The 18,416-nt window shown below is 36.4% G+C and carries 16 protein-coding genes; 8 read left to right on the top strand and 8 right to left on the bottom strand.

What is annotated here, in order from left to right; genetic code table 11:
- Window positions 1–11: 11 nt before the first annotated feature.
- Window positions 12–797 (bottom strand): TerC family protein, encoded by a 786-nt coding sequence (locus DFR57_RS01850; RefSeq protein WP_114351424.1) that lies wholly within the window; start codon window positions 795–797, stop codon window positions 12–14.
- Between the two features lie 256 nt (window positions 798–1,053).
- The gene (locus DFR57_RS01855; protein WP_114351425.1) at window positions 1,054–2,787 is read right to left on the bottom strand and encodes a phospho-sugar mutase; all 1,734 of its coding nucleotides are present in this window, start codon (window positions 2,785–2,787) and stop codon (window positions 1,054–1,056) included.
- A gap of 187 nt (window positions 2,788–2,974) precedes the next feature.
- Between DFR57_RS01855 and DFR57_RS01860 the strand changes: the two genes are divergently transcribed.
- Window positions 2,975–4,057: an AI-2E family transporter gene (locus DFR57_RS01860; RefSeq protein ID WP_114351426.1), complete on the top strand. Its 1,083-nt coding sequence runs from the start codon at window positions 2,975–2,977 to the stop codon at window positions 4,055–4,057.
- Between the two features lie 58 nt (window positions 4,058–4,115).
- Here the strand turns inward: DFR57_RS01860 and dctP are convergent, their stop codons facing one another.
- The 3 genes from dctP to DFR57_RS01875 form a co-directional block, all read right to left on the bottom strand.
- Window positions 4,116–5,210: a TRAP transporter substrate-binding protein DctP gene (dctP, locus tag DFR57_RS01865; RefSeq protein ID WP_245937354.1), complete on the bottom strand. Its 1,095-nt coding sequence runs from the start codon at window positions 5,208–5,210 to the stop codon at window positions 4,116–4,118.
- A 115-nt stretch (window positions 5,211–5,325) separates the two neighbouring features.
- Window positions 5,326–6,597: a TRAP transporter large permease gene (locus tag DFR57_RS01870; protein ID WP_114351428.1), complete on the bottom strand. Its 1,272-nt coding sequence runs from the start codon at window positions 6,595–6,597 to the stop codon at window positions 5,326–5,328.
- Window positions 6,598–6,631: 34 nt separating this feature from the next.
- Window positions 6,632–7,201 (bottom strand): TRAP transporter small permease, encoded by a 570-nt coding sequence (locus tag DFR57_RS01875; RefSeq protein WP_114351429.1) that lies wholly within the window; start codon window positions 7,199–7,201, stop codon window positions 6,632–6,634.
- Between the two features lie 333 nt (window positions 7,202–7,534).
- Here DFR57_RS01875 and DFR57_RS18180 point away from each other — a divergent pair, with 333 nt between their 5' ends.
- Window positions 7,535–7,699 carry an SE1832 family protein gene (locus DFR57_RS18180; RefSeq protein WP_170132872.1) on the top strand — a complete coding sequence of 55 codons (165 nt, stop codon included), beginning with the start codon at window positions 7,535–7,537 and terminating at the stop codon, window positions 7,697–7,699.
- 22 nt (window positions 7,700–7,721) lie between these two features.
- Here DFR57_RS18180 and DFR57_RS01880 read toward each other — a convergent pair whose 3' ends face one another.
- The gene (locus DFR57_RS01880; RefSeq protein ID WP_114351430.1) at window positions 7,722–9,578 is read right to left on the bottom strand and encodes a cation:proton antiporter; all 1,857 of its coding nucleotides are present in this window, start codon (window positions 9,576–9,578) and stop codon (window positions 7,722–7,724) included.
- A 179-nt stretch (window positions 9,579–9,757) separates the two neighbouring features.
- Between DFR57_RS01880 and recQ the strand changes: the two genes are divergently transcribed.
- On the top strand, window positions 9,758–11,893 hold the full coding sequence (recQ, locus tag DFR57_RS01885; RefSeq protein WP_114351431.1) for a DNA helicase RecQ: 2,136 nt from the start codon (window positions 9,758–9,760) through the stop codon (window positions 11,891–11,893).
- Between the two features lie 57 nt (window positions 11,894–11,950).
- On the opposite strand, the gene DFR57_RS01890 is transcribed toward recQ, so the two are convergent.
- A complete protein-coding gene (locus tag DFR57_RS01890) occupies window positions 11,951–12,655 on the bottom strand; it encodes a phosphatase PAP2 family protein (RefSeq protein WP_114351432.1) in 705 nt (234 codons plus the stop codon).
- Between the two features lie 273 nt (window positions 12,656–12,928).
- On the opposite strand from DFR57_RS01890, the gene DFR57_RS01895 reads away from it, so the two are divergent.
- From DFR57_RS01895 to DFR57_RS01915, 5 genes are all read left to right on the top strand, one after another.
- A complete protein-coding gene (locus tag DFR57_RS01895) occupies window positions 12,929–13,153 on the top strand; it encodes a helix-turn-helix transcriptional regulator (RefSeq protein ID WP_114351433.1) in 225 nt (74 codons plus the stop codon).
- On the top strand, window positions 13,154–13,438 hold the full coding sequence (locus DFR57_RS01900) for a hypothetical protein (protein WP_114351434.1): 285 nt from the start codon (window positions 13,154–13,156) through the stop codon (window positions 13,436–13,438).
- A gap of 53 nt (window positions 13,439–13,491) precedes the next feature.
- Window positions 13,492–14,475 carry a DUF4003 family protein gene (locus tag DFR57_RS01905; RefSeq protein ID WP_114351435.1) on the top strand — a complete coding sequence of 328 codons (984 nt, stop codon included), beginning with the start codon at window positions 13,492–13,494 and terminating at the stop codon, window positions 14,473–14,475.
- 111 nt (window positions 14,476–14,586) lie between these two features.
- Complete coding sequence (locus tag DFR57_RS01910; protein ID WP_114351436.1) at window positions 14,587–15,096, top strand: YfiT family bacillithiol transferase; 510 nt, start codon at window positions 14,587–14,589, stop codon at window positions 15,094–15,096.
- Window positions 15,097–15,587: 491 nt separating this feature from the next.
- A complete protein-coding gene (locus tag DFR57_RS01915; RefSeq protein WP_114351437.1) occupies window positions 15,588–16,778 on the top strand; it encodes an IS110 family RNA-guided transposase in 1,191 nt (396 codons plus the stop codon).
- A gap of 304 nt (window positions 16,779–17,082) precedes the next feature.
- On the opposite strand, the gene DFR57_RS01920 is transcribed toward DFR57_RS01915, so the two are convergent.
- Window positions 17,083–18,324 carry an aminopeptidase gene (locus tag DFR57_RS01920; protein ID WP_114351438.1) on the bottom strand — a complete coding sequence of 414 codons (1,242 nt, stop codon included), beginning with the start codon at window positions 18,322–18,324 and terminating at the stop codon, window positions 17,083–17,085.
- Between the last annotated feature and the right edge of the window lie 92 nt (window positions 18,325–18,416).

The raw sequence follows: 18,416 nt of genomic DNA on the forward strand, positions 1-18,416 counted from the left end.
TGATCCATGACTTATGCTTCGATTTTTTTATTCTTATTGCCTGATAAGAACCATCCGGCAACAGCTATCGATACTAACACAATGTAGAATGTTAATTTCCAGCCTAAAGAGTGAGCAAAATCGTGCGATAAGATGTGGATATCATCATGAGCTAACACACTCACGACTAGCTTAATCCCTACCCAGCCAACGATTGCAAATGCTGCAATTTCAAGTCCTGGACGATCATGTAATAATTTAACAAATACATTAGCTGCAAAACGCATAATAATTAAGCCGATCATACCACCAGCTAAAACTACCGCAAATTGCCCACCATCTAAGCTACCTACATTCGGTAAGCCGGTTGCAGGAAGAGCTACAGCAAGGGCTACAGCAGCTAGAATAGAATCTACTGCAAATGCTAAGTCAGCTAGTTCTACTTTTAAAACAGTCACCCAGAAACTACTACCTGATTTAGCATCCTCATCGTCTGATTCCTCTGGTTTGGCTTTTAAGAATTTATCATAGAGATGTTTTCCAGAAATAAATAGTAAATAGGCCGCACCAAGTGCTTGTACCTGCCAAACGTCCACTAAAAATGAGATAACAAATAAAGAAGCAAACCTTAAAATAAATGCACCTGCTAGTCCATAAAACAATGCTTTCTTCCGCTGATCATCTGGTAAATGCTTTACCATAATTGCTAAAACTAGCGCGTTATCTGCTGCTAAAATACCTTCTAACCCAATTAATACAATAAGTACCCAACCATATTCGATAAGTAGTTCCAAACGAAAGCATCTCCTTTTCTCCATAAAAAAATGATCTCCACCACCTGGTGAAGACCATAAAAATAGACCTTCACCACATGCGTGGTAAAGGTCTCGCAAACAACGTTTTAGTTGCCAGTGAGGCCGGAGCTAAAAAGCTCGAAATGACGACATTCACTGTACAGCTACTCCCCTTTATATAATCATTAGCATACCTATTTTGGGGGATTCTGTCAACTTTTCTTTTTAATTGATGATCATGACTTTATCGTATTCTGATCGTCAGAAGCTTAAAAGGCTACTAGCCTTCGATAATTTCATCCATACGAGTGGTTACATCGTTTTGCAGTTTTTCTAATAAATGTTCACTCGTTTCTTTCCCAGGACTTTTCACTCCGAAATAACTCTTGATTTTAGGCTCCGTACCAGATGGTCTAAAGCAAACCCAACTATTATTTTCTAATAAAAATTTCATCACGTTCTCTTTTGGTAAAAGAATTTTTTCACTATCCTTTGTTTCCACGATTAACCGTTCGCTTGATTGATAATCTTCTATTTTTTCAACACGAAGCCCACCAATTTCTTCGAATGGATTTTCTCTAATTTCTTTCATAATGGTAGCAATTTGCTCTGCTCCATCTTTTCCTTTTAGTGTTAGTGATTTCATGCCTTCTAGATAATAACCATGCTTCATATGCAGGGTTTCTAATGCTTCTAATAAGGTTTTACCTTGCGTCTTCCAGAAACTTGCAACCTCTGAGGCAGCAACTGCAGCCTGCACCGCATCCTTGTCACGAACAAAGTCTCCTAGAAGGTAACCATAGCTTTCTTCATACCCAAATAAAAAGTGATCGTCTGTTTGATCAAACTCTTTCATTTTTTCACCAATAAATTTAAATCCAGTTAATGTGTCAATCGTACCTACATCATAATAATCAGCAACCGCACGACCCATTTCTGTTGTGACTATTGTCTTAATAAGATAACCATTTGCGCGTTCACTTTTATCCGTGTACGACAGGGTATAATCAAGTAGCAATGTACCGAGCTGGTTTCCTGTTAATACTTGATAGGAACCACGACCATCCTTTACCGCTACCCCTAAGCGATCTGCATCAGGATCTGTACCAATTAATATATCAGCATCGATCTCTTTCCCTTGCTGAATAGCCATTTCAAAAGCTTGATGCTCTTCTGGATTTGGTGAAGCTACCGTACTGAACTCTGGATCAGGCTCTGCTTGTTCTTTTACAACATGAATATCTGAAAAACCAGCTTGCTTTAACCCTTTTAAAACAAGGTCATGTGCTGTTCCATGTAATGGAGTAAATACGATTTGAAGTGGATCATTTTCTTTTATTTGTTCGCTCGTTTGTTTTTGAATGGTTTTTAGATTAGCTAAATAAGCGGTATCCACTTCACTACCAATCCAGTTTAATAGACCTTTTTCTTCTACAGTTGCTTGAGATTCTACTTTTACTTGTAATTCATCCGGAACTTGCTCTACTTTTTCAATCACTGCTGCTGCCTCTTCAAGTGGTAATTGCCCACCATCCTCGTTATAGACCTTAAAACCATTATATTCTGGTGGGTTATGGCTAGCGGTAATCATTACACCTGCCGCCGCTTGTAAATGACGAACTGCAAATGAAGCAAGCGGAGTTGGGCGAAGTGACTCAAACACATAGGATTTGATGCCATGCGCGCCTAGTACTCGCGCAGTTTCGACTGCAAACTCTTGTGACATATAACGAGAATCATAAGCCACTGCTACCCCTCTTGCTTTTGCATTTGTTACATTTTCCTCTAAGTATAGTGCTAAGCCTTCTACAGCTTTTCTGATTGTGTAAATATTCATTCGGTTTGTACCCGGACCAAGCATTCCCCGCATACCACCAGTTCCGAATGTTAAATTTTTATAAAAAGCATCTTCTAAGTCTTGTTCGTTTTCTGATATTTGTTGCAGTTGTTTTAATAGATCCTCATCTAAAGTCGTGTTTGATGTCCATTTTTTTAACGTTTCTTTCCAATCCATAAGACGTTCCTCCTATTAGAAATCTTTCTAAATTCTATATTAAATATTATCATAAACGCATACTTTATACGAATAACAAAAAATCATTTTCCCCTATACTTATTGATATTGTTGCTATTTTATGTGGATTTTTATGGTAAAATAAAAAAAGCTTATCTTATACAAAAAAAGAAGGTTGGGATATCTGTTGTTAGAGAAAAAAAGCATTCGAATACTCATTACACTTATACTATTGTTTCTACTTATCTACCTCATTTCCATTACGTCATTCGTCTTTCAGCCGTTAGGTGCCTATTTAACGGCTATTGCAGTGCCGATTATTGGAGCCGGTGCTATTTTTTATGTAACAAACCCTCTCGTTAATTGGTTAGAAAAAAAGAAAGTTCCGCGCATTGGTGGTACCGGGATTGTATTTTTGATCATTGTCTTAGTTATTATGATTTCTGTTACCATTATCGCACCAATTGTGCAACGTCAATTTTCAAATCTAATTGATAATATACCAGCAATGGTTGAGACAACTCAAAAATTTATAAATATGTGGCAGGATAATCAAAACATTATTCCTTCTCAACTTGATGATACGGTACAGCGTATTACCGGAAATTTAGATAGTTATGCAGAGACCATCACTACCTTTATTATTGATCTGATTGGGCAAATTTTCAGCTTTGTTTTTGCATTTTTCCTGATTCCATTCTTTTTGTTTTTCATGTTAAAGGATGGGCATAAATTTGTTCCTTTTGTCTCTCAATTTTTAAGTAAGCATAAGGCTAAAAGCTTTAAGGAATTAACTGCAGACATTAATCACACATTATCATCCTTTATACAAGGTCAATTCATTGTAAGTCTCTGTGTTGGTGTCATGCTTTATATAGGTTACTTCATTATTGATCTTGATTATTCTTTAACACTTGCGTTATTTGCGATCATTATGAATTTCATCCCTTTTATAGGACCTTTTTTATCTGCTATTCCCGCTGTGATCGTAGGATTTTTCCAGGATCCGATCATGGTTGTCTGGGTCATTCTTGTAATGGTTATTGCGCAGCAAATTGAAGGAAATTTCATTTCTCCTAATATTATGGGGAGAGCGCTATCGATCCATCCCCTAACCGTTATTACGCTTATTTTAGCGGCTGGTGGCATAGCAGGTTTTCTTGGATTACTGTTTATTATTCCAGCATATGCTGTAGTAAAAGCAGTGGTTGCTCACTTTTATCATGAATGGCAAAAGAAACAACCTGGAAATGATCCAAATATATTTTAAAAAATAATCTAAAAAACTTCCTTAAGCTATGCCTAAGGAAGTTTTTTAATGTTAATGATTATTCACCTGTAACTTCTGCAATTTCTTCTTCTAGCTTATCAAGAATTGCACCATCTACTTCTGAAACTTCAGAACGATAGAAATCATATACTGGTGTAGCTAATTCCACAAATGCTTGACGGTCTTCCTCAGTAAGCTCAATGATTTCTGTTGCATTCTCGGTATCTTCTTCAATTGCAGTTAAAGCTTCTTCGTTTTGACGTTTTTGCTCATCAAATACCCAGCTTTGCATTTCTTCTACTGTTTCATCAATTACTGATTTTACATTGTCATCTAAACCATTATACCAATCCGTATTAACCGTAGTCATTGCAACATAGTTATTGTGACTAGATAAAGTAAGTGTATCTTGTACTTCATGGAACCCGGCAGAGTTAATGAAGAAAAGTGGGTTTTCTTGACCATCAACAGTACCTTGGTCTAACCCTGTGTATAATTCTCCCCAGCTAAGTGCTTGAACTTCTGCGCCATAAGCGTTATAAGCTTCACGCATTAATGGAGATTCTTGTACACGCATGTTGAATCCTTCAAAATCTGATGGTGCAGAGATACCATTGTTACTAGTCCAGTTCATTGCACCCTCTGTCCAATATGCAAGTGGTGTAATACTGTGTTCTTCATAACGTTCTCTTAAATCTGTGTTTAATGCTTCACTCGTATTTAAGATTTCTTGCGTTTGTTCTTGGTCCTCTGGGAACAAGAAATGTAATGAGAAAAGTTGTCCTTCTACTACTTGCCCACCTGTGAAACCTGGTGACATTACAGCAAGCTCAACTGCACCTTGTTGTAAAGATTGTGCTTGGTCAACTTCACTACCAAGTCCACCAAATTCGTAAGGTGTTACTTCAATTTGACCACCTGTTTTTTCATCAATACGATTTGCAAATTCTGCAGCATACTCATATTGTACTTCTCCAGGAAGTTCCTCTGTAACAAAACGCCATTCTTGCGCTTCAAAGTCTCCTGCTGCTTCTTCTCCGCCTTCAGAACCTTCATCAGTTCCTTCTTCTGTTCCTGTATCTTCCCCTGATGTATCTTCTGTACCTTCTTCGTCATCTCCGCCACATGCCACTAGCAAGAAGCTAAGTGCCAATACGGAAAATAATGCTAACCATAGTTTTTTGTTAAAAATGGTGATTACCCCCTATTATAATTTTTTACATTTATATCAAGGAGCTAAAGTTTCCTTCAACTCTCTTAATAACACATTAAATCAAGATTAACGATAGTTCTTCAAAGAATATTAACAAAATTCCAATAACTAACAATATCGCTATAAATGGTGGTGTACTTTTAATTACTTCTAAATATGGCCGCTTAAACACGGCACTTGCGGTAAATATATCGACCCCAAACGGCGGTGTTGCTGAACCTAATGCTGCTTGGAAGGTAACGATAATACCTAAGTGAATTAAATCTATACCAGCTGCTTGTGCTGCTGGGACAAAGATTGGTGTTAAAATTAAGATAACTACAATCGGGTCGACAAACATACACCCGACGAAGAAAAATAAACTAACCATTAATAAAACATAGATCGCACTAGGATCTGTCCCTAATACCGCTTCTGTTATTTGCTGAGGAATCCTTGCATAACCCAGCACCCAAGTAAATACTTGCCCACCAGCCACTAAAATAAATACGGCTGAGGTTACGAGCCCAGTAGAAAGAGCAATCTTTGGAATATTTTTAAGCGGAATGGTTTTAAATATAAAAACCTCTAAAATAAACGCATATAATACAGAAATACCTGATGCTTCAACAGGTGTGAAAATACCTGTATATATACCTCCAATTATTACCACTGGAAATCCAAGAGGTAACAAGGCTTTACGCGTAAAAGCCAATCTTTCTGGCCAAGTAACACGGTTTGCCAATGGAATGTCTTTAACCTTTGCATAAATTACACTATATAGTGCAAACGATAAAAACACCATTAAACCTGGAATTATTCCTGCAATAAACAAATCTCCAACAGAAACCCCTGACCCAGCTGCTAATGCATAAATAATCATTCCAATACTTGGCGGAATAAGAAGTGCTGCATCACTGGAGTTGATAATAAGTGCCATTGCACTGGAATCTTTATAGCCAATTTTCAATAATCGTTCTCTCATTGGTCGTCCTACAGCAACCACCGTTGCTTGTGTCGACCCAGAAATAGCCCCAAACATTGTACATGCAGCCGCTGTTGTTACCGCATAACCTCCGCGAAGATGGCCAACAAAAGAGCCAATAAAATCGAGTAATCGATTGGAAGTTTTACCAGACGTCATAATGTCTGCTGCGAATATAAATAGCGGTACAGCTAATAAAACCGGGGATTCTATCCCTGTTACTAATTGCTTCATCAATAAATCCATGTTTACCATTGGGTTGTAAATAAACATAATCACGAGTGGTGCTACAATCAATGGGATCATCATTGGAAAATTTAAAAATAGCAATATAATCATTATCGATAAAAGTGTCGTTAACATATCGGTTTCCTCTCTATCCCTGAATCCATATTGTTTATACAGATATATCTTCTAATTTTATATCTTTATCTTTTTCATCATTGTAATCAACGGCATCGATACCCAAATAAACCTTATCCTTCGCTTTGGCGGTAAAGTTAACAATCGTATTTCTAATAAACTGAATTCCTGCCATGAAGAATCCAACCGGTATAAAGATATACATAATATATCGTGGTATAGCTAAAGCAGATGTGATAGAACCTGTTTCATATTCGAAAATTAAAAATTGATAAGAATAATAAGCGAGTACAAACATAACAACTGCTGTCAACGCATTGATTATAATCATTAATATCTTTCGAATTTTAAAAGGTGCAAAATCATAAAATGCGGACATGCTGATATGTCTTCCTTTTCGAGCTGCATAGGAAAGCCCCATAAAAGTAGCAACAACTACGGCGAACAAACTGACTTCATATGCAAAATAGAAGGCACCTGATTTAAAAACCTCACGAGCTATGACATTACCGACAATCATAACTGAGATTAATATGATAGCAAAACTTAAAATAAATTCTTCTAGCTTCATAATCATCCAATCAATGGTTTTAAAGATTTTCAAGTTATCTTTCCCTCCCTTCATTTAAAAGTTTGTATAATAACGCACAATAAACAGTTACCCTTCATGTTACAAAAGTATTTCAATCATTACAAATTTACTATACCCGCATTTGGAACAAATAAACGACATATTTGCTTATTAAAAAAAAGATACGTATTAATCATGTATATATAATACTGTATACTTTGATTTATTCTTTTATCCTTAAAATTCATTGTTCTAATCCTCTTATTTTTAGAAAAAATGACTTAATACCATGAATACTTGCGCTCGTTTTCTGAATTGTATAGGATAGAATTATAAATGAGGTTGATAAATTGAGGTGAAGTATTGATGGACCAAAACACGGAAGAAAAAATAGCAGAATTAAAATCAGATTATGTTCGAATCTCACAGGATCTTGAAAAATTAGATAGTGTTGGTGGCAACACTGAAAATGCCGAGAAACAATTAGCTATGATTGAAGAAGAAATTTCTAAATTAAGAAAACAAGGTTAGCTGGGTTCAGCTAACCTTGTTTTTAATTACTTTCACTTTTGTTTGTCTCTCTTTCACTTAACTTTTCTCTAATTTTATTAAATTCTTTACTAGGTGGAGTTAAACTAATAATTTTATCTCCTGCTACAGCATTTATCTCTAAATCCTCTGTCACAAATTCAATTTGGTTCGATTGCTTGATAACTAACAGAACAATTGTCTGATGTTCTCTGTCGTTTTTATAGGCATCAATATCGTATTGTTTCGTTAACGTCGTCGTTCTAAAAACATAACCACTATTTATCTTATAGATTAAATCCTCTAACCCATCTTCTTTACTAAACAAGACGCGTCCACCAATGGTATGGTCAATATTTTCTACTGCGTCCCCACTATGACTCTGTGTTGATAACCGGTAGACGTTATTTCGTCCAAAGTCCGGCACGAAGGTAGAACACACCAAGGCGTTATACGAATCAAATTCAGTAGCACTTACTAAGTAATCATAAGGTGTAAAATCAATGGAGTATTCTGTTTGCTCTGATAAGATCTCACAATGACCAGAGGTGACACCTTCTTTTCTTGCTTTAGATAACTTTTCCCAAGAAGAATCGGTTACAATCGTCGGTATCTTTAATTCTTCTAAGAGCTTCGCAAGAGAGACTGAGAATCGGTTACTACCAACAATAATCACGCCTGGTTTTCCTTCTGAGGATAAGCCTAGCTTTTTCGCCAACCACCCAATTGAGAAGCCATGAATTACAACTGTTGAGAATACTAAAGCAAAGGTAAGCGGAGTGACAATAGATGCCCCTTCAAATCCAGCATCAGCAAGAACGGATGCAAAATAACTAGCAACGGTTAATGCAACGATACCTCGTGGAGCAATCCAACCAACCAATGTTTTTTCTTGTTTAGACAAATCCGTACCAAAAGTCGATAGGAAAATTGATAAGGGTCTAACTACAAAAAGCATTAAAATAACAAATGCAATAATTTCAGGTCTAAACACCTCTAAAAGCGTCTCACGCGTTAGAGAAGCAGTAAGTAAGATAAAGACTGTGGAAATAAGCAAAATAGAGATATTTTCTTTAAAATGGCGCATATCTTTAATTGACGATATCCCTAAGTTTGCTAAGGTTATCCCCATTGCAGTTACTGCTAATAATCCTGTTTCGTGCTTTACTTCATCTGCTATTGTAAAACATGCTATAACCGTACCAAACACTACCGGTGATTTTAGGAATTCAGGGATATACCCTTCTTCAAACATCCAGCCAATTCCTTTACCGAATAAATATCCTAAAAACACTGCAAAAATAGATGCTAGAAAGAAAAGAAGTAAAGCAGTAAAATCACGACCATCTGCTGATAAAAAGATGATAATCTCAAAAGCAAATAGAGCTACTAATGCTCCAAACGGATCTACAATAATCCCTTCCCATTTCAATATTTTTGCTGGTGTTGGTTTTAGCTTCGATTGCCTAAGGAGTGGTAAAATAACAGTAGGACCTGTTACAATTAAAATTCCTCCAATTACAAAGGCCACTGCCCAGGACATGCCAGCAACATAATGTGCTGTTAATGAACCAAGAATCCATGCTAGAAATGCCCCAAAGGTTACAATTCTAAAAACAGGCTTTCCAAGGCCTCTTACCTCTTTAAAGTTTAAATTTAAACTTCCTTCAAATAATATAATCGCAACCGCAATCGAAATAAACGGTCGGTATAAATCACCAAAATCCTCTTCTGGATTTATCAAATGAAATATCGGTCCCGCTAAAAGACCTGCTATAGACATAACAACGATAGCGGGTAGGCGAAACCGCCAAGCAATCCACTGGGAGCCAATACCAAGTGTTGCAATAAGCATAAATACTAATAATAATGAATCTATCATCTAACTCCCCCTCCTGCTTTCTCTCTAAAACCCACGTTCGAATTTATAGCATAAGTTTATAGTTAACTGTAAGTGAAGTAAATAGTTTTGCACAAGATAACTCTTTATTTTTATTCAACAAAATTACTACCTATTCGTGTTAAAATAATCAAATAGAATAGTTTAAAAGGATGTATACGATGCTCACAAAGGCAAATCACTATTTACAAGAATATTTTGGTTATGATCAATTTAGACAAGGACAAGAAGAAGTAATTGGCTATATATTAGATAAAAAGAACACGTTAGCAATTATGCCAACAGGAAGCGGTAAATCACTCTGCTACCAAATACCCGGCCTCACCCTACCTGGAACAGCTGTTATTATTTCTCCTTTAATCTCGTTAATGAAGGACCAAGTAGATGCATTACAAACGTTAGGTGTAAAAGCTTCCTATATTAATAGTTCGTTATCAACAGCTGAACAAAACGAGCGCTTGCAGCAGCTTCGGGAACAGGCCTACGATTTTATATTTATTGCCCCAGAACGATTTGATTCCAATTTTTTCGTACACGCTATCGAATCAATACCTTTATCATTTATTGCTTTTGATGAAGCGCATTGTATCTCGCAATGGGGACATGATTTCAGGCCAAGCTATCGGTCGGTTGTGCAAACGGTGCTTTCACTAAGAAATAAGCCCACCCTCGTTGGATTGACTGCGACTGCGACAGAAGATGTTCAGTTAGATATTAAACAGCTTCTTGAAGTTGACGATACAAATGTTGTGAACACAGGTTTTTTAAGAGAAAACTTATCTTTTTATATCATTAAAGGGCAAGATCGCCTAAAATACATCGATCGTTATATTAAAAACCATCAAAATGAAGCTGGTATCATATATGCAGCTACACGAAAACAGGTGGATCAGCTTTATCAACATTTTTATAAAGAAGGAATCCCTGTGCAAAAATATCACGCTGGCTTATCAGAGGCTGAGCGTAAAGAAGCTCAGGACGTATTTATCCATGAAGATATCGGCTTAATGATTGCAACAAATGCTTTTGGGATGGGGATTGATAAGTCAAACGTTCGCTTTGTGATGCATTATGCCCTTCCTAAAAATATCGAAGCCTACTATCAGGAAGCAGGACGCGCAGGAAGAGACGGAGATCCAAGTGACTGCATTCTCCTTTTTTCTGGACAAGATATTGTGCTGCAAAAATACTTAATAGAACAATCTGATTTAGAGGAAAACAAAAAGACGCAGGAATATCAAAAGTTACAAGCAATGGTTAACTATTGTCACACCGATCGCTGTCTGCAAGCCTATATCTTAGATTATTTCAACGATAAAATTGATGTTCAGGATTGCGGAAAATGCTCAAATTGTATAGATGATGCGGCAAAGGTTGAAAAAACAAAAGAAGCACAAATGATTCTTTCTTGTGTCAAAAGGATGGGAGAATCCTTTGGTGCTGCAATGACTGCTAAAGTTTTAAAAGGCTCTCGCGATAAAAAATTGCTCAGTTTCGGGTTTGATCGATTGACTACGTATGGATTATTAAAAGATCAAACAGAAAAAGAAATTGTCCAGTTTATTCATTATTTAATTGCTGAGAATTATTTAAGTCCAGGTGAAGGTCGCTTTCCAATACTACGATTACAACCACGGGCCTTAGAGGTTTTAAAGGGCACAGAAAAAGTTTGGTTAAAAGTAGAGAAAGTAGCAACGCGTGAAGCGGAGGATTACCATGTCGAGTTATTTGAAGCCTTACGAAGACTAAGGAAAAAAATGGCCGACGATCAAGGTGTGCCACCATATGTGTTATTTGGTGATCGCACATTAAAAGAAATGGCGAAATTTCTACCAGAATCAAAGAGTGAGATGCTCGAATTGCGCGGACTCGGCGAGAAAAAATATGATCAATATGGAGAAGCGTTTTTAAACGAAATATCTAATTGGAAAAACGCTAATCCTGGAGAAGCTAAAGAAAGCGCACCGGTTCAAATGAACAATGCGCCCACCTCCTCCAAAAAAGAACCAAGTTATCTCACTACTTATCATCTTTTTCAGGATCTACAATCACTAGAAGCGGTTGCATTACAACGTGGGCTTGCAGAAAATACGATCATTGCGCACCTTTTTCAGGCTGTAAAAGAAGATCATCCAATTGACTGGAGTTATTTCTTTAACGAGGATGAAGAAAAGGCAGTATTAGATGCCCATAGCAAGCTAGAGGAACCAAGATTAAAATTGATTAAAGAAGCATTACCAGAAACATTCACTTACACATTAATACGTGCTGTTCTCATTAAAAATAACCAGATGTGAAAAGAAGCCCATTCGCTTTAATTATAAGCAAATGGGCTTCTTTCATTTATTAGCGGCTTAGCCTACTCTCTTTTTTTTACGTCTATTTTGCCATAACGTAACTTCGAGCGCGAAGATACATACAAATAAAAAAGTTAAACCTAAGCTAATTCCCGCAACTACATCTGTAACATAATGGACATTGATAAACACCCTACTCGTCGCAACAAGTAATGCAAAAATTCCGAGTACGATATTAATCAACCATTTCCACTTTTTATCTAAATGACTAATCACAATAAGATAAATTACAAAACCGTAAAAAGCAATAGCCCCAGTAGAATGCCCACTCGGAAAACTAAAGCCAGAACCATCATATTGCTCTAACACTTCTGGACGTTCTCTTTCAAAAAGTAATTTCAGGCCTTTTGTAAGCCCAGCAATTCCAATCATATTAATGGTAAAGTAAATCAAAAACCAATTACTGTATTTGGAATTGAGAAATAAATATACTAGTAAAACAATCGATGCTACAGATAAAAACCATACAGAGCCACCTTCTGTTATATAACCAAATATATTATCTGTTAATGTAGATCTAATAGGCTCGATCAGATTTTGCACAGTAGAATCGATATAAAACTCTTCTTTTTCTAATACTTCTTCAGCGATTTCTATAAACAAGTAAAAACTCATGCCTGTTAAGAAAAATCCTGCAAGTATAATGATAATTGGAGCCTTATATGTTTTGAGAAATTCTATAATTTCAGATTGATTAGGCATAAAAATCCCTTTCTTTGATGCATTTCTGGCTACTATTGATTGATACCCGTTAAGTACATTTTACAAACTATCCTTCTTGTATAATGAATAGTTTTGCTATATATATCCTCCCAGCATTTTTTAACTTGTCCACTTATCCTGGTTTTTTAATTTAAACTCTAAACACTATGATTTAACATCTTTAAGTTAAAAATATACGACATTTTTACAAAAATAGTTTACATTAAGTTAAAAATACATTACACTACAAGTAACTCACAAGGGGGATGAATAATGAATGAGCACGGTGAAATTAGAAACCAATTACCAGTATTAAGAGCTAAAAAAGGATATTCACAAAAAGATGTAGCAGAAAAAATTAGTGTTAGTAGACAGACAATTGCTTCTTTGGAAAAAAATAAATATAATCCATCACTCAAATTAGCTTATGAACTAGCACTTTTGTTTGAGGTGGAATTGGATGAAGTTTTTCAATATAAACTTAAGGAGGATTTGTAAATGTTTATCTATTTTTATTTGGTAGTTTTCATTATTGCGATTATATTCTTTTCTAAATTTCAATTTGGACACGAAGGAAAAGATGAACGTGGACAAATAATTCTCAATAGGTCTTATACAATTATTTTTCCGATGTTTATTATAGGATGGATTATTATTAGATTAATCGAAGACTTTGTAATGCCATTAGATGGCGATGATTGGCGTATGGCTATGTGGTATTTAATAACAGGAATTATGATTTTACACTCTTTTCTGATTTATGTTTTTAGGCGAATATATTGAAACATTTTTTTAAAAAAATCTTATAATAATCACAATATAAAGGATGTGTTCTAATGGGGCGAGACGTTAACCAAATTAGTACTGAATACATGGAGGTATTTACAGCGTTAAAGAAAAAATTAAAGTGGGGTATGGCAGATACAAGCTCGATAATGATGATTTCTTCACTTTATAGTATGAACGAAAAGCCATTCCAAATGGAGCGATTTTCTACTATAACTGATTATATTAAGAAAAATGTTGGGACTTTTTCAACATTAAAATCCTCCCACCGCTTTACAGTAGGAGCGATGCTTGATCTGCATTTTGATGAGCCTAAAGATAATTTTCACAAATATCTTGCTGTCTATGAAAAGCTCGTAGAAGGTGGATTCAAAAGAGGAAGCTTCACTTATATTGCTGCATTAAGTTTATTTACATCTAATACTGAAACAGACAGTGACCTCCTTATTGATCGAGCAATGATTATTTATAAGAATATGAAGAAAAGCCATTACTTTTTAACTGGTGACAATGATTACCCCTTAGCTTTATTATTGGCACAATTAGATAGAAATACTGACGAACTTATAAATGATATGGATAGATATTATGACCAGTTGAATCAAAATGGATTTCGAAAAGGAAACGATTTGCAGTTTTTAAGTCATATTTTCACCATTCAACAAGACGAGGATCCTTCTGTTCTAGTTGACCGAGCTAAGTCTTTAACACAAGATTTCAAAAAAATGGGGTTGCGAGTAAAGCCTATGTTTTACCCAGTGATTGGTCTACTTGCATTGATTGAAAACAGTTCAAAGGATATTGAAACTCTTATGGCCTTGTACGATCGGTTCAATAATGAAAAGCACTTTCGTTGGAAAAAGGATATCAATTTTATTATCGCTACTAATTTTATCGTGAAAGATAAAGTAGAAAATACGAATTTGCTAACAACTGGTATTCAAACGACCATTGAAACGATTATTCAAGCACAACAAACGGCAATGATCGCTGGTGTCGCAGCAGCTGCAGCAGCGAGTAATAGCAGTAATTAGGGGAGGACCTAATTAAAGGAACAATGTCTAGTAAAGTAATGATGGATAAAAACACATCTCTCTTGTTTGTTGTGTTAACTTAGTATAGTAAAGGAAAAAGGAGGAATTAAAATGGATGTAAGGTTTCCAATTGGACCATTACAGGTTCCTGAAAAAGTTACATTAGATCATATTGATGGATGGCTAAAGGAAATCGAAACTTACACGATTCGATTAAGAAAAACTGTGGACACTTTAAGTGATGAGGAATTAAATAAAACCTATCGCTTGGGGAGTTGGACTGTTCGTCAACTTGTGCATCACATCGCAGATTCTCAGTTGAACCTGTATATTCGTTTGAAGCTTGCTTTATCAGAAGAGAATCCAACCGTACTAGGTTTTGATCAAGAAAAGTGGGCTAATCAACCAGATACAAGACTTCCAGTCGAAAGCTCTATTAAAATGCTCGAAGGTATCAATGAACGTGTCGTTCAGTTGGGCTCCAGTTTAACTGAAGAGCAATTAGAACGAACTTTCACTCACCAAGCAGATGGTGAAATTACTGTTTCATCAACCGTTGCTAAATTATCTTGGCATGAAGAGCACCACTTAGCTCATATAGAAATCGCACTATCTAAATAAAAGAGTATATGAAGTTAGCTTCGATACGCTTATTTTTAATACGCAATAACATTAAACAGAACTTTCTACTAATCGGAAGTTCTGTTTTTCTACAGAAACCCGGGAAGATAACCCGATCCTTTTAGTAGAAAAAAATTAGTTGTTGAATCATATGAAGCCAAGAAAAGAGTAACGATAAAATAAAGTTTTCACTTTGAAACAGATGAACGGCTTAACAATCGCTACGGCTTGCCCACTCCGCTCGTATGATATAGGTAACCTTAATTTTAAGGTATCCCCATGACATTGTATACTGGGGGTAATCAGATGGAGGTATCGTAACTTCGCTTGAAGCAGAGTCTTCGTTGGAAAGTCTGATGCCTCCTTCTTTATAGAATGATTCGTATCAGCTGGATGACACGATGTTGTCGAATATCGAACGAGCATGGATATCTATAAAGATGTGGAGGATTCCTCTTTTCTGATTAATCTATCATACGGGTGGTGTTTACATGTACTACTTAGGGATTGATATTGGTAAAAAAAACCACGAAGCTGGGGTGATTGACCAACAAGGTAATTCAGTTGGAAAAACTCTTCGTTTTTCTAATTCAAAAACCGGGAGTGACAAGTTGTTAGCTTTTTTAAACCAACATCAGCTCACCCCTGATAATTGTGCTTGTGGCCTAGAAGCGACTGGCCATTATTGGCTTTCTGTGTTCACTTATCTTTACCAACTTGGCTTTAAGGTAACGGCCTTCAATCCGTTACAATCTGATGCTTTGCGAAATTTTTATATACGTAAAACAAAAACAGATACTCGTGATGCTTTTCTCATTGCTCAAGTTATTCGGATTGACGTTCCAGAAGCAACACCTTTTATAGAAGAAGCCTTGCTTCAGATAAGGCATTTGGAAAGATTGCGTTATTCTCTGGTAGATCAAAGCTCTGATATCAAACGAAAGGTCATAGCTCTTCTCGATCAGATATTTCCAGAATATGAGGAGCTGTTTTCCGAAGTATTTGGGACCTCTTCTTCTGAATTACTTTTTCATTATCCTATGCCAGAAGACATACAAACCATTGATACAGATAGCTTAGCTGCATTCTTAAATGAGTCCAGTAAACAATCCTATGGAGAAAAAAGAGCACATGAAAAAGCAACAAAAATTAAACAATCTGCAGCAGAAAGCTTTGGCATTACAATGGCCAACGATTCATTTCGAATGCAAATCCATCTATTACTTGAACAACTGTCCTTACTGGACCGTCAAATCCATCAGATTGAAGAGAAGCTTTCTGCACTCGTGAAACAACAAGCAACCTATTTAACTACTATAAAAGGCGTTGGAGATGTCACAGCAGCTGTAATTATAGGCGAAATTGGATCGATAGAGCGCTTTTATCGACCAGAACAATTAGTTGCATTCGCAGGCCTAGACCCAGCTGTAAAACAATCTGGCAAATTTAATGCTACCGAAGTACACATATCCAAAAGGGGTTCTCCTTACCTGCGAAGAGCTATTTGGCATGCCGCATTTTCTGCAAGCCAGAGTGATCCAGCGTTATCACAGTTTTACAATAAATTAAAGGATAGAGGAAAAGGACATCACGTAGCTGTTGGGGCCGTAGCCAGAAAGCTAGCTCACATCATTTTTGCCATTTTACGAGATAACAAGCCATACGAACCACAAGTTAAGTAAGTAATAACCAAACGTATATTCCTCTCAAAACACCTCTCAGATGAGGTGTACTTTCGCATGCATTTTTTTAAATGAAAAATAATATTAAAAAATAACTATATGTGGTTGACTTTCCATAGCTGGTCTTTCCTAGGGGGCGTGTCTTCAGCTAACTTTTTTAAAAGAAATTCACTTTACAAAAGTGGATCTTCAGATCACGCTAATCCCCTGGGAGTCGAAGTGGACGCCTGCGCTAAATTAAATGCTGCACGATCTTTATATACAAAAGGCTCCTTTCCATAGTGAAAGGAGCCTTTCTATGTGTTTATTCAGTTAGTTCAAATGCCCATGCACCTTTTCTAAATACCGCTTCTGTTGTGCCATCTTCTTTAACACCGTCGATATCTAAGTCTTCTGATCCAATCATAAAGTCAACATGAGTCAGGCTATCATTCACCCCATGTTTATCTAATGTCTCTTCATCCATGTCAGAACCACCCTCTAAATTGGTAGGGTAAGCTTTCCCAAGTGCGATATGACAAGATGCGTTTTCATCAAACAAGGTGTTATAAAAAATCAAACCTGATTGTGATATAGGAGATGCGTGTGGAACTAGGGCTAATTCTCCTAATCGCTTGGCACCTTCATCCGTATCTAGCAAATGCTTCAACGTTTCATAGCCTTTTTCTGCCTGGAAATCAACTACTTTTCCGTCTTTAAACGTTAAACTAAAGTCATCAATCATGTTACCACCATAAATCAATGGCTTAGTAGCTGTTACTTTTCCATTTACACCATATTTATGCGGAACTGTGAAAACTTCTTCTGTTGGCATATTGGGATTAAATGCAAACCCAGCAGTAGTCTTTGCTGCTCCACCCTTCCATATGTGGCCATCTGGAAGATCAAAGGTAATATCTGTTCCTTTTGATTTAAATTGTAATGATTTATATGCCTTCTTATTTAAAATCTCACGAGCAACTTTTAATTGCTTATTATGCTTTTCCCATGCTTTAACAGGATCTTCTTGATCCACTCGGACGATTTGGAAAATGGATTCCCATAAGCTTTCGATGGCATCTTCCTTTTCTTTATCTGGGAATATCTTTTGCGCCCAGTCACCTGTTGGGATAGAAATAATCGACCATGGAATACGATCATTCATCGTATATTGGCGAAATTCCTTCATCGCTTCCGCTCCAGCTTTGTTTGCCTTTGCAACACGAGCAGGGTCAATATCCTTTAATAAATCTGGATTCGTGGAACGAATTGCAAAAAGTGCAGCTCCATCTTTAGCAAAATCAAGATGTTTCTCAACCTGCCATTCCGGAATATCCGTTAAAACCTCTTCTGGAGCATTTTCGTATTTTAGTAAGGTTAATTCGTCATCCGTCCAATTGACATGGACATTTTTCGCTCCAAGTTCGTATGCTTTTTTAGCTACAATACGAGTGAATTCCACACCCTCAATCGATGAATTGATGACAAGTGCTTGATCCTTTTGAAGATTCACTCCTGTTTTAAGAGCTAATTCCGCATACTTTTCTTTCAACTTCAAATCTGCCATAACATTCCCTCCATTTTTTCACCATTAGAGTATCTTTTTTTATTAACTCTTTTTCACCCAACAATTATCCCATAATCGATTCACCAAACCAA

Source organism: Saliterribacillus persicus (genome assembly GCF_003337485.1).
Classification (GTDB): domain Bacteria; phylum Bacillota; class Bacilli; order Bacillales; family Amphibacillaceae; genus Saliterribacillus; species Saliterribacillus persicus.

Excerpts from the sequence above, each read along its gene's own strand:
- DFR57_RS01910 (WP_114351436.1), top strand. The coding sequence starts at position 14,587 with ATGGATGTAAGGTTTCCAATTGGACCATTACAGGTTCCTGAAAAAGTT.
- DFR57_RS18180 (WP_170132872.1), top strand. The coding sequence starts at position 7,535 with ATGGACCAAAACACGGAAGAAAAAATAGCAGAATTAAAATCAGATTAT.
- DFR57_RS01915 (WP_114351437.1), top strand. The coding sequence starts at position 15,588 with ATGTACTACTTAGGGATTGATATTGGTAAAAAAAACCACGAAGCTGGG.
- DFR57_RS01890 (WP_114351432.1), bottom strand. The coding sequence starts at position 12,655 with ATGCCTAATCAATCTGAAATTATAGAATTTCTCAAAACATATAAGGCT.
- DFR57_RS01880 (WP_114351430.1), bottom strand. The coding sequence starts at position 9,578 with ATGATAGATTCATTATTATTAGTATTTATGCTTATTGCAACACTTGGT.
- DFR57_RS01895 (WP_114351433.1), top strand. The coding sequence starts at position 12,929 with ATGAATGAGCACGGTGAAATTAGAAACCAATTACCAGTATTAAGAGCT.
- recQ (WP_114351431.1), top strand. The coding sequence starts at position 9,758 with ATGCTCACAAAGGCAAATCACTATTTACAAGAATATTTTGGTTATGAT.
- DFR57_RS01870 (WP_114351428.1), bottom strand. The coding sequence starts at position 6,597 with ATGTTAACGACACTTTTATCGATAATGATTATATTGCTATTTTTAAAT.
- DFR57_RS01900 (WP_114351434.1), top strand. The coding sequence starts at position 13,154 with ATGTTTATCTATTTTTATTTGGTAGTTTTCATTATTGCGATTATATTC.
- DFR57_RS01905 (WP_114351435.1), top strand. The coding sequence starts at position 13,492 with ATGGGGCGAGACGTTAACCAAATTAGTACTGAATACATGGAGGTATTT.
- DFR57_RS01855 (WP_114351425.1), bottom strand. The coding sequence starts at position 2,787 with ATGGATTGGAAAGAAACGTTAAAAAAATGGACATCAAACACGACTTTA.
- DFR57_RS01920 (WP_114351438.1), bottom strand. The coding sequence starts at position 18,324 with ATGGCAGATTTGAAGTTGAAAGAAAAGTATGCGGAATTAGCTCTTAAA.
- DFR57_RS01850 (WP_114351424.1), bottom strand. The coding sequence starts at position 797 with ATGGAGAAAAGGAGATGCTTTCGTTTGGAACTACTTATCGAATATGGT.